The organism is Rhodococcus huquni (assembly GCF_055231055.1).
In genome coordinates this window covers 179,662-192,973 of the sequence record NZ_JBUYWE010000007.1, presented here as the reverse complement: position 1 = coordinate 192,973, position 13,312 = coordinate 179,662, and the positions used below count along the sequence as shown (strand labels likewise).

The following is a 13,312-nucleotide window of genomic DNA, read 5'->3' as shown; positions in this document are numbered from 1 at the left end:
CGCGACCGCGCCGGATCGTGGTGCGCCGGCTCAGCGAGTCAGACCCGTCCGCTGAGCCAGCCAGTCGAGTTGGCTCTTCAATCCGGCCGACCACACTGCGAAGCTGTGTCCGCCGTCGACTTCCAGGTAGTGGACGTCCATTCCCGCGTCCTTCGCGGCCTGGTACACGGTCTGCAGACCGGGGCGGTACTCGTTGTCCTGACGCCCGACGACGAAGGCTCCTGCGACTCCGGGATACTTTCGCGTCTGCAACAGGTGCATCGGGTCGACCGTAGCGAAGGCCTCGGCATTGCCGCCGAAGGCGGTGTCGATCGTCTTCTGGCGGTCGCCGAGGGTCGGTTCGATCTGGCCGGACAGGTCGATGAAGCTCGGGTACACCTCCGGGTGGTTGGTCACCATCTGGAGTGCGCAGGTGCCGCCGTACGAGAGGCCGCCGATCGTCAGCGTTTTCGGGTCGCGGCTCACATCGAGGTTCGTGCGGATCCAGGTGGGCACGTCCTGGGCCAGATATGTCGCGACGTTGCCGAGCGGCGAGTCGACGCACAGGGGATTGGCGATTTCCGACCCGGTGCCGTCGGCGACCACGACGACGGGTGCGAGGCCGTCGTGGTTCGCAGCGAATCCGTCCATGGTCCGGGTGAGTTCACCGCCGACGAGCCAGTCCTGTGGCGCGCCGGGCTGGCCGGCGAGGAGGACCAGCACGGGCAGCTGTGGCCGCGGCGAGGTGAAGTAGGCAGGTGGCAGATATATTTCGGCATCGCGAGCGGAGAACCCGGAAACGGTGCCGGGGATCGCCGTGGTGGCAACCTTGCCCTCGGTGGGCATATCGGGAGTCGGCGACCACTGATCGACCGGAACCGAAGGCGGCCTGGTGGACTCCGGTACTTCGTCGAACGGCACAGCGTTGACGGACGGCCCGAAGAGGCTCGCGGCGGTGGGGTAGGCGTCGAACTCGAGGTTCACGTGCGCTGCGGCGCTCGCAACTACCAGGAGCGACGCTGCCAGGGTGACGATCCGACGGAGAACCCCGTGGTCGACGACCATGCGGGCGACCCCGAGTACGACGGCGAGGAGACCGACACCGATCCACAGGTAGACGCTGCGAGAGAGCGGGTCCGGGAACGGATGCCAGATCTTCTCCACGACCACGTACACCGCGACGGTCACCACGGCGGTCGCAGCCAGACACCCCGGAACCCACAGTCGCCACCACGAGCGGCTGCGGCGAGCGAACAGCCATACGAGGGACACGGCTGCGGCAACGGTCAGTGCGATCGGCAACCACCCGTCGATCAACGAGGTGTCCTCGAGTGCTCCCATGTCGGTGATACTCCTGTGCCTACCGGTGGCCCACCGGGCCGTTTCTCCGCACTCCAGGTATACGGGAGGGTCTCTCTGCCGAGCGGGTCAGTCTCCGTTTCCGACGTGCGCGAGGATCGCGGCTCGCGATGTGGCCCAGGCGGCGCTGTCCGGATTGCCGAAATCGCCGTGTCCGGTGTTCGGGAGTACGTGCAACCGTGCCGGGTCGCCGGCGGCAACGGCCGCAGCGGTGTAGTTGCGGCTCTGGTCGATGGACACCGTCTGATCGTTGTCACCGTGCAGCGCGGTGACGGGCAGGTCGATGGGTAGGTGGTCGATCGGTGACGCCACCTCGTACCGATCAGGGTGGTCGTCGGGCAGGCCGTCGAGGAGATTGCGCACGAAAACGTCGTGGCCGCGTGTGGCGGCCAGCCCGAGGTCGAACACTCCGGCCATGATGGTGGCACTGCGCGGCTCGATCCGTGGGTCGTCGCCGGGGGCTCCGGGCGGGAAGGTGTGCCGTCCGGCCACCCACGCCGCGAGGTGGCCACCTGCGGAATGCCCGGCCAGATGCACACGGTCGAGGTCGAGCCGGTTCCCCGACTTCTCCTGTACGACGGTGGCCAGAGCCTCTGTTGCGTCGTCCACGTCGGCGAGCGTCACCGGCCAGCCACCGGCGCCGTCGACTCGGCGGTACTCGATGTTCCAGACCGCGACACCTTCCTCGACGAGCGAGGCGGACAGCGGTCTGAAATAGGACAGGTCGTGGTCTTCGAGCCACCCGCCGCCGTGGATCATCACGACGACCGGGATGTCGTCGTCCGAACCTTCCGGGAGATACAGCTCGCCGTAGTTGTCGGGGGTGTCGCCGTAGGCGATGTGAATGGGAGACGTTTCGACCGGGGCGGGCGCGTCCGTGGGTTTCGTGTCGGCGGAGCAGGCCGCCGCCGGGGCCGCGATCGTCAATGCGGCAAGGCCGGCGAGCCACCGGTGTCGGCGTCGCCCGACATTCGATCTTGGCAAGGGTGCGCTTCCTGGTCCGAACACGTCTGCAGGCTAACCCGACCTCGGGGCGGGCGCTGAGGTTCGCCGGGGACTGCTTGGGCGTTCTCGGACATTTCCGAGGTGTTCGGCACTAGGTTGGTACCGGCCAGAAACTCGGACGAACCGGTGGGAGTGGCGGATGAAGCGCTCGGCAACGATCGTGGCAGCGATTGCGTTGGTGTCCCTGTCGGCGTGTGGCAACGACGGGGGGACTCAGGCCCCGGCGACAGGCCGTACGACCTCCGCGCCGGCTGCGAACACCGATTCGCCGTTTCCCGGTCGCCAGGATTCGTTCGATCCAGAAGATCCGAACAGCTTGTGTTTCGGCGCCTCCCCGGACATCCCGAGTCCGTACGAGGGCTGTCCCGGGTACAGCCCGGAGCAGGAGAGTATCGCGAAGACGCTACCGCCGAGTCCGCCTGCGGCGAGCGAGGTTCCGACCGATGCGGTCCCCACCAATGCCCCGCCCGGTCCGGACTCTCGGGGTGAGCTCGCTCCACCGGAATGACACGAAAGGCAACCCGTGAAGAAATACACGATGATCCTGGCTGCGGCCGCCGTGCTCCTCTTGCCGGCCTGTAGTGACGACGCTTCCGATACGGACACGACTACGACTACGACTACGACGACAACGAGCGAGACGACGACCACCGAAGAGTCCTCGACGACCGCGCCGGCCGAGGAATCGATGGTTCCAGGGGGCATGATGCCCAATCCGAACGGGGACGGCTCCCAGGTTCCGTGTGAGGGCACGATCTGCACCAATCCCAACCACGGCGCCGGCCCGAACCCGGACGAGAACGGCGGTGCGGTGATGCCCAATCCGAACGGCGACGGTTCGGTGGTCCCGTGTGAGGGCACGATCTGCACCAATCCCAACCACGGCGCCGGCCCGAACCCGGACGAGAACGGCGGTGCGGTGATGCCCAATCCGAACGGCGACGGTTCGGTGGTCCCGTGTGAGGGCACGATCTGCACCAATCCCAACCACGGCGCCGGCCCGAACCCGGAGGAAAACGGCGGTGCGGTGATGCCCAATCCGAACGGCGACGGTTCCGAGGTGCCGTGTGAGGGCACGATCTGCACCAACCCGAACCACGGTGCGGGCACCGATCCGGAGGAGAACGGACAGTAGTTCGTTCTGTCAGTCGTCGTCGGCGATAGTGCCGTCCACGTAGAACCACTCGCCATTTTCCTTCACGAAGCGGCTGTCCTCGTGGAGGGAGTCTCGTCGTCCGTCCTGTCGGTAGTGAGCTCGAAACTCTACGGTTCCGTCCTCGTCGAAGAGGGAACCGCGTTCGGTTCGGAGGATTTCGAGATGGATCCAGCGCTGATCCGGATCGAGTTCGAGGGTGGCAGGACGGGTGCTTCGATGCCACGAACGAAGTAGGTAGTCGACGTCGTGCACCGCGAACGCGCTGAACCGAGATCGCATGAGTTGTTCGGCGGTGGGTGCGGACGCCTCGCCGCGGTGGTACCGACCGCAGCATTCTTCGTACGGTTCGCCGAGTCGGCAGGGACAGGTCGTCGTCATGTCCTCATTGTCGCGGTACCGGAGCCCTCGCCGTCGAGGGAGCCTCGGCTTTCGAGCGCTTGCGCAAGGCGGCTCCGCCGACGATTCCGAGGATGATCAGGACAATCGCAAGCCAGTCCGGATCGTTGTCGGTCACCAGCATCGCGATGCCGACAGCGACGACGAACGGTGGTACGAACTCGATCAGCTTCGTCCACGGCGGGACGGGCTTGGAGGGGTCGCCCGCAGCGGCCGCCCTGCGCGCGCCGACGACGTCCGGGTACCACTCCGTGAACGCGATCGCGAACAGGAGGGCGCCGATCGGAATGATCCATGCGGTCCAGAACTCGTCGGGGCGGTCGAGCACGATGTCCGCGTAGAGGCCCGCCAGTGCGCTGACTCCGAATGCCAGGGCCCACACCAGAGTGATGTCCCGGTTGGTCTTGTAGAACGCCGGCGTCTCCCACAATTCCTTCGGGACCTGTTCGCGCGCGTACTGGAGGGTGAACGGATTGCGGATCAGGATGGATCCGAACGCGAACACCACGAGTGCGATGTTGGTCATTTCACCGGACCACTTCTCCAGCCAATCGATCAATGCGTCGGATGCGAACAAGCCGATCGCCGCTAGAGTGCCGAAATAGGCGATGTCGAACAGCTCCAGGAGCTTGAACGACGTTCCGCGACGGTGGCCGAGGAAGGTGAAAAGCAGCGATAGTCCGAGCGCTGCGCATACCGCTACCTCGAACCGATCGGGGCCGACGAGCATGGCCATGACGATCCAGGGTGCCAGCCCTGCGAACGGTGATTCGAGAAATTTGTCGATCATGGCTACGCCTCGTTCCCCACTCGACTATTTCGAATTATCCGCGCTCGAGTAGTGCGGTGTCCGAGGAACGACCACTCCTTTCGGGCTGAATTTCAGGGTGATACCGGATGGCGGGCGGCCACGGCTTTCGACAAGATGGTGCGGGAGCCCCGTCGCTCGCAGCCGAGGAACACGAGAGGTGCCCATGAGCACGCATGCCGCAGCCGCCCGCGCGGTCGACCTGACCAAGACCTACGGGGAAGGCGACACCACCGTCCATGCTCTGGCCGGGGTGTCCGCGGACTTCGCGAAGGGGGAGTTCACTGCCATCATGGGCCCGTCCGGTTCCGGGAAATCGACGCTGATGCACTGCCTGGCAGGACTGGATGCCGCGAGTTCGGGGTCGGTGCTCATCGGGGACACCGACCTGACCGACCTGACGGACAAGCAGATGACGGCACTGCGCAGGGATCGAATCGGGTTCGTGTTCCAGGCGTTCAATCTGGTGCCGACGCTGACGGCGCTGGAGAACATCACGCTGCCGCTCGACATCGCCGGCCGGGCGCCGGACGAGAAGTGGCTCGACAGCGTTCTCACTCGCTTGGGTTTGAACGATCGACTCGATCATCGGCCCAGTGAATTGTCCGGTGGACAGCAGCAGCGCGTGGCCTGTGCACGTGCATTGGCGGGTCAGCCCGAGATCATCTTCGGTGACGAGCCGACCGGCAACCTCGACTCGAAATCCTCGGGAGAAGTGCTGTCGATCCTCCGCGCGGCCGTGGACGAGTTCGGGCAGACCGTCGTGATCGTGACGCACGATCCGAGGGCAGCCGCCTACGCCGACCGTGTGGTGTTTCTCGCGGACGGGCAGATCGTGGACGAGTTGCGTGATCCGACAGCAGATTCGGTGCTGGACACGATGAAGCGCCTCGACGAGCCTGCCGCTCGCAGTGGCGCCGGCGCGGACGCGGCGGTCTGACGAATGGCGCAGAGATCGTCTCGGTCCCGTTCGACATCCCCCATGCGCAAGGTGTCGCTGCGAAATCTGGCTGCTCACAAGGTCAGGCTCGCGCTGACGGTGCTCTCGGTGGTGCTCGGGACGGCGTTCGTGGCCGGGTCCTTCGTTTTCACCGACACTCTCGCGCGAACTTTCGATTCGATTTTCGCCGACACTGCCCAAGGCGTCGACGTGCGGGTATCCACCGAGGGTGAGACGTCGCGCGGGATACCGACCGAAGAGATCGACAAGATTGCGAACGTCGACGGTGTAAGCCGAGTATCGGCCTTCGCGAGTGGGCCTGTCGTCCTGCTGAATTCGGAGGGCAGTGCCGTCCAGACCGGAGGCGCGCCCAGTATGGGCGTCTCGTACCTGCCGCCGGACAAGGCGCTGTCGGAGCCGGATCCGATCGTGGACGGCGCACCGCCACAGGAACCGGGGCAGGTTGCGATCAACACGAGCGCGGCCGAGAGGTCGGGGCTGACAGTGGGGGAGAAGACCCGGATTCTCGTGCCGTCTCGCGGCTTGGTCGACGTCACCGTGACCGGGATCTACGACACGGGCAGCGAGACCGGTGGATTCATCGGCGTGGAGTTCGCGGAGTCGCAGGCCCTCGACCTGTTCACCGACGGCCGGCACGTCGAATACGTGGATGTGGCAGGAGACGGTCGGTCACCGACCGAACTGCAGGAGGCCCTCGCTGCGGCGATGCCGGACTACACGGTCCAGACGGGTGACGAGGTGCGCGAGGAGACCAAGGCCGGGATCGCCTCTGCCCTGAGCTTCGTCAACTACTTCCTGCTTGCCTTCGGTGCCATTGCGTTGCTGGTCGGCACCTTCATCATCTACAACACCTTCTCGATGATCGTCGCGCAACGTCTGAAAGAGTTGGCGTTGTTGCGGGCCGTCGGCGCGAGCAAACAGCAGATCGCTCGATCCGTGGTGTTCGAGGCGCTCATCGTCGGATTCATCGGTAGTGCGCTCGGCATCGTGGCAGGAATCGGACTCGCCTACGGTCTTCGCGGCCTCCTCAATGCATTCGACCTCGGTCTGCCCGAAGGCTCGCTGCAGGTAGGCGTGCGCACGATTCTCGTCGCCCTGGCAGTGGGCGTGATCGTCACCACGGCGAGTGCGTACGCGCCGGCCCGCCGGGCATCGAAAGTGCCGCCCGTTGCGGCGATGCGCGAAGAGTTCGCCTCGACCGGCGAATCTCTTCGTACGCGAACGTTTGCGGGCATCGGATTGGGCGTTCTCGGCGTCGTCGGTCTGATCGTGGGTGCGCAGGGAACCGGCAACGGTGCCGCCGCACTGGTCGGCGGTGCGGCATTGGCTTTGATCCTTGCCGTGCTGCTCGGTGCGCCCGCACTGTCCCGTCCCGTCGTGGGTGCACTGGGGTCGGTGTTCGCGAAGCCGTTCGGTTCGATCGGCCGGCTCGCCAGGACCAACGCGGTGCGCAATCCACGAAGGACGGCGGCCACGGCCTTCGCCTTGACGCTGGGTTTGATGCTGGTCTCGGTGATCGGAGTGTTCGGCTCGTCCGCGAAGGCGAGTGTGAACGAATTGGTCGATGTCGGGGTCACAGCCGACTACATCCTTTCGGGACCCGACATGTCGGGGGTTCCCTCGGGTGCTGCGGCCGGCGTTCGAAAGTTGGACGACGTGCGCAGCGCGGTATCGCTGCACGGCGTGACCGTGAAGATCGACGACGAAGACCAGCGCGGGGTGTCCTACGACGGACCGTTGGACGGCGTGCTCGACTACACGATGGTCGAGGGTTCGCCCGAGGTGACCGGGACGGGCATGAGTGCGTCGCAGAGCGAGGCCGAGAAGCGGGGCTGGAAACTCGGATCCGAGGTCGATCTGGTGGACGGTGACGACAACACCGTGACGACCACGATCACCGGAATCTACGAAGACAGCCAACTCCTCGGCCCGTGGATGGTGTCGGACGAGGTCTATCGCCAGACGATGCCGGCCGCGTCGTTGCCGGACGTTCTGGTGTTCGTCGATGCGAAGGACGGGGCGGACGTCGCGCAGTTGCGGGGAGAGCTCGAGTCCGCGGTCGAGCAGTTCGTCGTGGTTCAGGTGATGGATGCGGACGAGTTCAAAGGCGTTCAGGCGCAACAGATCGACATGCTGCTTGCCATTCTGTACGGGCTGCTGGCATTGGCGGTGGTGATCGCCGTACTCGGCATCGTCAACACACTGGCGCTGTCGGTGGTGGAGCGGCGCCGCGAGATCGGAATGCTTCGGGCCGTCGGTATGCAGCGTGCGCAGATGAGGCGCACGATCTATCTCGAGTCGATGCTCATCGCCGTCTTCGGTGCCGTGGTGGGTGTGATTCTCGGTGTCGCGTTCGGCTGGGGATTCGTCAGCACGTTGGCCGACCAGGGAATCGACCGAGTGGCGGTTCCGTGGGGACAGATCGCGGCGATGCTGATCGGTTCCGGCGTGGTGGGAGTGCTCGCCGCCCTGTGGCCGGCCGCGCGCGCAGCACGTACTCGTCCGCTCGAAGCGATCTCCGACTTGTAGGGGAAGGATTGTCGGCGGTCCGCCCTCGCACACGTGCGGGGCGGGCTACCGTGCCAGTGGACGGCGGCAGCGGAGCGGAGAGGTCACTCGATGAATCTGAACCTGACGGACGAGGAACTGGCGTTCCGGGACGAGATGCGGACGTTCTTCACCACGCAGATCCCTGAAGAGATCCGGACTCGCTACGCCAACGGTGACGAGCTGGGACGTGATGCGATGGTCGAATCGCATCGAATTCTCAACGCCAACGGGCTCGCCGTGCCGCACTGGCCTGTCGAGTGGGGAGGTCGCGACTGGACCCCGATCCAACGCCACATCTGGCTCGACGAGATGCAGTTGGCATCGGTGCCGGAACCGTTGGCGTTCAACGCGAACATGGTCGGCCCGGTGATCGCTGCGTTCGGCTCGCAGGAGCAGAAGGAGAAATTTCTCCCGCCGACGGCGAACCTCGACATCTGGTGGTGCCAAGGCTTCTCCGAGCCCGAAGCGGGGTCCGACCTCGCTTCGCTCAAGACCCGCGCGGTCCGCGACGGGGACGATTACGTGATCAACGGTCAGAAGACGTGGACCACATTGGGCCAGCACGCCGACTGGATCTTCTGCCTCGTGCGCACGGACCCCGATGCCCCCAAACGTCAGGCCGGCATCTCGTTCGTACTCGTCGACATGTCGACGCCGGGCGTCACGGTGCGACCGATCAAGCTGATCGACGGTGGCTACGAAGTCAACGAGGTCTTCTTCGAGGACGCGCGCATCCCGGTGGAGAACCTTGTGGGTGAAGAGAACCAGGGGTGGAGCTACGCGAAATTCCTGCTCGGCAACGAGCGCGCCGGTGTGACCCGACTCGGATTCTCGAAGGTGCGGCTCGGGGCGGCACGTGCCAGGGCCGCCGAGATCGAGGTCGGCGACGGCACGCTGCTGGGCGATCCACTATTCGCGGCACGACTTGCGGAGCTCGAGAACGAGATCGTGGCGCTGGAACTGACTCAGCTGCGGGTCGTGGCGAGTTCTGCGGACGGGAAGCCCAATCCGGCATCGTCACTTCTCAAGTTGCGCGGCTCGGAGTTGCAGCAGGCGACCCTCGAACTGCTCACCGATATCGCAGGCTACGACTCGCTGCCGTTCGATGCGGGTCCCGACATCGCGTCCCCGGTCTGGGCGCAGCGCGCGGCCCCGACGTATCTGAACTACCGCAAGGTGTCCATCTACAGCGGATCGAGCGAAGTGCAACGCAGCATCATCGCCTCCTCGATTCTCGGATTGTGAGGTAACCCATGGACTTCGCACTCGACGACGAACAGAAGCTGTTGCGCGACACCACTCGTGACGTGTTGGCCCGAAACTACGACTCCGAGAAACGCAATGCCGTGATCGAGACCGATCGAGGCTGGAGCCCGCAGGTGTGGAAGCAGCTGGCCGAACTGGGGATTCTGGGGCTGCCGTTCGAGGAATCCGATGGCGGAATGGGTGCGGGACCCACCGAGATCGGGTCTGTCATGACCGAGATCGGTCGCAGGCTTGCGCCCGAACCCGTGCTCGATGCCGTGCTCGTCCCCGGCGGGCTCGTGGCCGACGGCGGCAGCGCCGATCAGCGCGCGGACATTCTCCCCGCGCTGTCCTCGGGTGAACTTCTACTCGCGTTCGCGCACAACGAACCCGGGGTGCGTTGGCCGTCCACGAAGACCGCCACGACCGCAGAAGAAGGTAGTGCGGGGTGGACGGTGACGGGGCTCAAGAACCCGGTACCGCACGGCGGCGATGCGCAGACCTTCGTCGTCAGTGCGGCCCGCCCGGACGGGAACATCGGCTTGTTCCTGGTGGCGAAGGAAGCGGCGGGTGTCACGGTCCGCTCGTATGCAACACATGACGGACTACGTGGTGCTCAGGTTGCGTTCGACGGTGCTACCGCCGAACCCCTCGGTGCCGGTGGGGATGCACGTCATCTGATCGACGTGTGCGAGATCCGGGCGCAGGCCGCCCTGTGCGCCGAAGCGGTGGGGGTGATGGAAGAAGCCTTGCGACTCACCACGGAGTACCTGAAGACCCGCAAGCAGTTCGGCGTTCCCCTCTCGAAGTTCCAGGCGCTCACCCATCGGGCAGCGGACCTGTACGTGCTCCTCGAACTGGCGCGCAGCATGAGCCTGTACGCGACGATGTCCCTGGCTGCGGGGAAGGTCGATCCACTCGTGGCGTCACGGGCAAAACTGCAGATCAGCCGGTCGGCGCGACAGATCGGGCAGGAGGCGATCCAGATGCACGGAGGCATCGGGATGACCGCCGAGTACCCGGTTGGTCACTACGTCGGTCGGCTCACCGCAATCGAGCACACGCTCGGTGGCGGCGACGACCATCTTCGGGTGTTGGCAGCATCGGTATCGGAGCCTGCCCGACTGCTCTGAACTGCTGTGGTCGACTGCTCTGAACTGCCGTACAAGGTCTCGAATTGATATCGGACCGGTCATATCGGACGTGTCGTCCTCGGATCTGGTGTGTGACGTGGTTAACGTTTCAGCCGCAACAGCAACCCGGAACGAGTGGGGGAGAGTTCGCACACGTACGAAGGAGCACCGTTATGGGGTCCGCCGCATTCAAGACCGTCATGTGGAGCCTGTTCGCCATCGGACTGATCGGCGCCGCTGTCGGCATCGCCGAACTGCACGTCGAATGGATCGTCGCATCACTCATCGTCGCCTCTGTGTCAGGCCTCGTCCTGCTCCGCATTCGCGCCGACGCGCACCCGGAGATCCACAGGGACGTGGAATTGAGCCGGACCGACCCGCGAATCAGTACCGCGGGCTGACGTCCGGCTCTCGGATCGCGCCCGAAACCATCTACTACCGCAACTCGGCGAGCATGCGTCGCCGACGATTCACGGTGGCAGCAGCGTCGAGAAAGGCGCCGCGCCACTGAGGGTCCGCGGCTCGCGCCGCGGCCTCCTCGAACAGTCCGGCCGACCCGAGTGGGACATGGGTCGCCGCCGATCGCATCACGGTGTGGTGGCTCTGTCTCGAGTCGGCACCCAATGCTCTGCCCGAACGCGCCTGCCGCGCGGCCACCTCTTCCAGGGCCGTGACGACTCGGTGAGCTACCGACCTCGGCCACGGATGTGGGAGTCCGTCGAGCAGCGCACTGCCGGTGACTCCCAGAAGGTACGAATCCGCCTTCCCCGAGCCGATATAGGCCGTCAGGGTCGGGCCGGGAACGAGGGATGCGACTCGCCGATCGATGCGCTTGCCGTCTCGGATCAGAAAAGCCTCGGCCCAACGGCCGTTCTGCTGAGTAGTGGTCGCCGCTCGCCACGACTCGGCCATCGCCGCCTGCCACCGTGATTCGATAGGAATTTCGAGAGCGGCTGTTGCCGACCCGAGCATCTCCTCCCACACCGCCAACGGCGTGGCAGTGACAACGGTACGGAGCCACCAGCTGCGGATTCCTTTGTTCTTGAAATGTACGTCCTCGATGCCGTCGCGACGGGCCGACGAGTCCAGCGAGCCGGGAAGCCGCACGACGAGCCGGGTGCGAAGTGGCTTGTCCTCGACCCGAAACCAGGTCCTTGCCCTTGTCGCCATACGGTCCGTATAGGCAGAGTCCGGCAGTTGTCGCAGCATCTGGACTGCCCTCTCGCGTACGTCCTTGCGGTCGTCGTCGAGAGCGCGTTCGAGAAGGCCCTCGTCCGCCGGTACGGGTGCCGCTTCGAGAATGGACAGGAAGGCTGCGCGATGGCCGCCGGTCTCTGTGGCCCACGTCCGTTCGACTTCCCGCACGGCCGATGCCGGGTCGATGGTGCGGGCGTGCGAAAGCCAGTGGAATCGCTCGAGGTAGGAGCCGTCCCGCCAGGGGCTCGGGTCGAATCGCGGCTGGCGGCGCAGCGTCGACAGGGCAGGATCTGCCGATGCGAGACGTTGTCCGTGCCGGCCGGTGAGTCGGATGAGGTTCTCGCGATAGGCAGGGTGCGCTGCGGCGATCTCGAGTAGGTCGGCGACTGCGTCTTCGGGTGCCCTGAGGTCGGCTGCCGCGGCGGCGGCGAACCATTCCGGCAACGTCCATGACTTGGCCGCCATGAGCGTCCGCAGATCCTGCACGGCGGCGCGTGAGAGGGTGCGATCACCTCGCGAAGAACCGTCCGGTTCGATGTGGCCGCGCGGGGTGAGGATGCGCGGCGATTTCACGGGATTCACCGTATGTCATCGCCGCAGCATTGTGCCGTCGTCGTGGCCCGTGTCGACGCAGGGTCTCAGAGCGCGAGAAACGGGGGAGCGTAGTGGAAGGTGCCGGTGATGTCCGAACGCCAGGTTCCCAGGGGTCGGACCTGGAAATGTGAGGTCCAGTTCGGTTCCTCGGGCGCGATTCCGACGGTGTCCGCGGGAACGAACCCGAAGCGCGGGTAGTAGTCGAGATGCCCGAGGAGTGCGACTAGCGGGTGGCCGAGTGCGTCTGCTCCGCCGAGCGCAGCGTGCATCAGCGCTGATCCCACTCCGGAACCCTGGTGAGACGGCAGTACGCCGATCGGTCCGAGCGCCGATGCGGACACGTCGTCGACACGCCCGCCGGTGATGCACACGTGGCCGACCACGGAGCCCTGCACTTCTGCGACGAGCGACAACTGCGGAATCCATGCCTGGTCGCCGCGGAGAGCCTCGACGAGGCCCACTTCGACGGGTTCTTCGCCGTCGAACGCCTGGCGATGAATCTCTGCGATGGTGGGAATGTCTCCGGAGACCTCTCTGCGAACGATCATGCGTTCACCCTGCGCGATCGATTCACCGTGTACAACCGATTTTCCCCATCAGCGGGTTGCCGCTGCGAGATAGCTGCAGCGGGTCGAACGAAACCTGGTGGCGATGATGCGCTCCTGCGCAGCGTGCCCGGAGTCTGCGTAGCGCAATTCGGATCGATTTCCATGAATTGTCGAGGGCTCTGCACGTCCGAATGGTTGCTCTGCATTCCCTGAATCTGCCGGAATGTCCGATTCTCGTGGCTGCGAGACGGACCGCTCACATCCAGCTCGAATGTTGTACAGGTCACCGAAAGTGTCGTTGTCGGCGGCTTGTCGGGTCGATGGGCCGGCCGCTCGTCGATTCGGTTCTGACGAGCAGGTTTGATCATCGACTCGGAAAAA

At 65.3% G+C, this 13,312-nt stretch carries 13 protein-coding genes; 6 read left to right on the top strand and 7 right to left on the bottom strand.

Annotated features, from left to right (window positions below; translation table 11 throughout):
* Positions 1 to 30: 30 nt before the first annotated feature.
* The 3 genes from ACZI8R_RS14920 to ACZI8R_RS14910 form a co-directional block, all read right to left on the bottom strand.
* A complete protein-coding gene (locus ACZI8R_RS14920) occupies positions 31 to 1,320 on the bottom strand; it encodes an alpha/beta hydrolase (protein ID WP_463380415.1) in 1,290 nt (429 codons plus the stop codon).
* A gap of 87 nt (positions 1,321 to 1,407) precedes the next feature.
* Positions 1,408 to 2,322 (bottom strand): alpha/beta hydrolase family protein, encoded by a 915-nt coding sequence (locus tag ACZI8R_RS14915; protein WP_463380414.1) that lies wholly within the window; start codon positions 2,320 to 2,322, stop codon positions 1,408 to 1,410.
* 234 nt (positions 2,323 to 2,556) lie between these two features.
* Complete coding sequence (locus ACZI8R_RS14910) at positions 2,557 to 3,048, bottom strand: hypothetical protein (protein WP_463380413.1); 492 nt, start codon at positions 3,046 to 3,048, stop codon at positions 2,557 to 2,559.
* On the opposite strand from ACZI8R_RS14910, the gene ACZI8R_RS14905 reads away from it, so the two are divergent.
* Positions 3,047 to 3,478, top strand: coding sequence for a hypothetical protein (locus tag ACZI8R_RS14905; protein ID WP_463380412.1), 432 nt, complete (start codon positions 3,047 to 3,049; stop codon positions 3,476 to 3,478). The two genes, ACZI8R_RS14910 and ACZI8R_RS14905, sit on opposite strands and share 2 nt — an antisense overlap.
* Before the next feature lie 9 nt (positions 3,479 to 3,487).
* On the opposite strand, the gene ACZI8R_RS14900 is transcribed toward ACZI8R_RS14905, so the two are convergent.
* Positions 3,488 to 3,877: a YchJ family protein gene (locus ACZI8R_RS14900; protein WP_463380411.1), complete on the bottom strand. Its 390-nt coding sequence runs from the start codon at positions 3,875 to 3,877 to the stop codon at positions 3,488 to 3,490.
* Positions 3,878 to 3,881: 4 nt separating this feature from the next.
* Positions 3,882 to 4,685, bottom strand: a complete 804-nt coding sequence (locus ACZI8R_RS14895) for a hypothetical protein (protein WP_463380410.1) — start codon at positions 4,683 to 4,685, stop codon at positions 3,882 to 3,884.
* A gap of 184 nt (positions 4,686 to 4,869) precedes the next feature.
* Here ACZI8R_RS14895 and ACZI8R_RS14890 point away from each other — a divergent pair, with 184 nt between their 5' ends.
* The 5 genes from ACZI8R_RS14890 (at position 4,870) to ACZI8R_RS14870 (ending at position 10,993) form a co-directional block, all read left to right on the top strand.
* Positions 4,870 to 5,643 (top strand): ABC transporter ATP-binding protein, encoded by a 774-nt coding sequence (locus ACZI8R_RS14890; protein WP_463380409.1) that lies wholly within the window; start codon positions 4,870 to 4,872, stop codon positions 5,641 to 5,643.
* A gap of 42 nt (positions 5,644 to 5,685) precedes the next feature.
* Positions 5,686 to 8,193 carry an ABC transporter permease gene (locus ACZI8R_RS14885; protein WP_463380408.1) on the top strand — a complete coding sequence of 836 codons (2,508 nt, stop codon included), beginning with the start codon at positions 5,686 to 5,688 and terminating at the stop codon, positions 8,191 to 8,193.
* 90 nt (positions 8,194 to 8,283) lie between these two features.
* The gene (locus ACZI8R_RS14880) at positions 8,284 to 9,459 is read left to right on the top strand and encodes an acyl-CoA dehydrogenase family protein (RefSeq protein WP_463380407.1); all 1,176 of its coding nucleotides are present in this window, start codon (positions 8,284 to 8,286) and stop codon (positions 9,457 to 9,459) included.
* Between the two features lie 8 nt (positions 9,460 to 9,467).
* On the top strand, positions 9,468 to 10,592 hold the full coding sequence (locus tag ACZI8R_RS14875) for an acyl-CoA dehydrogenase family protein (RefSeq protein ID WP_463380406.1): 1,125 nt from the start codon (positions 9,468 to 9,470) through the stop codon (positions 10,590 to 10,592).
* 173 nt (positions 10,593 to 10,765) lie between these two features.
* Positions 10,766 to 10,993: a hypothetical protein gene (locus ACZI8R_RS14870; protein WP_463380405.1), complete on the top strand. Its 228-nt coding sequence runs from the start codon at positions 10,766 to 10,768 to the stop codon at positions 10,991 to 10,993.
* A 34-nt stretch (positions 10,994 to 11,027) separates the two neighbouring features.
* On the opposite strand, the gene ACZI8R_RS14865 is transcribed toward ACZI8R_RS14870, so the two are convergent.
* Positions 11,028 to 12,362 carry a DUF5691 domain-containing protein gene (locus ACZI8R_RS14865; protein WP_463380404.1) on the bottom strand — a complete coding sequence of 445 codons (1,335 nt, stop codon included), beginning with the start codon at positions 12,360 to 12,362 and terminating at the stop codon, positions 11,028 to 11,030.
* A gap of 65 nt (positions 12,363 to 12,427) precedes the next feature.
* Positions 12,428 to 12,931, bottom strand: coding sequence for a GNAT family N-acetyltransferase (locus tag ACZI8R_RS14860; protein WP_463380403.1), 504 nt, complete (start codon positions 12,929 to 12,931; stop codon positions 12,428 to 12,430).
* Positions 12,932 to 13,312: the final 381 nt, after the last annotated feature.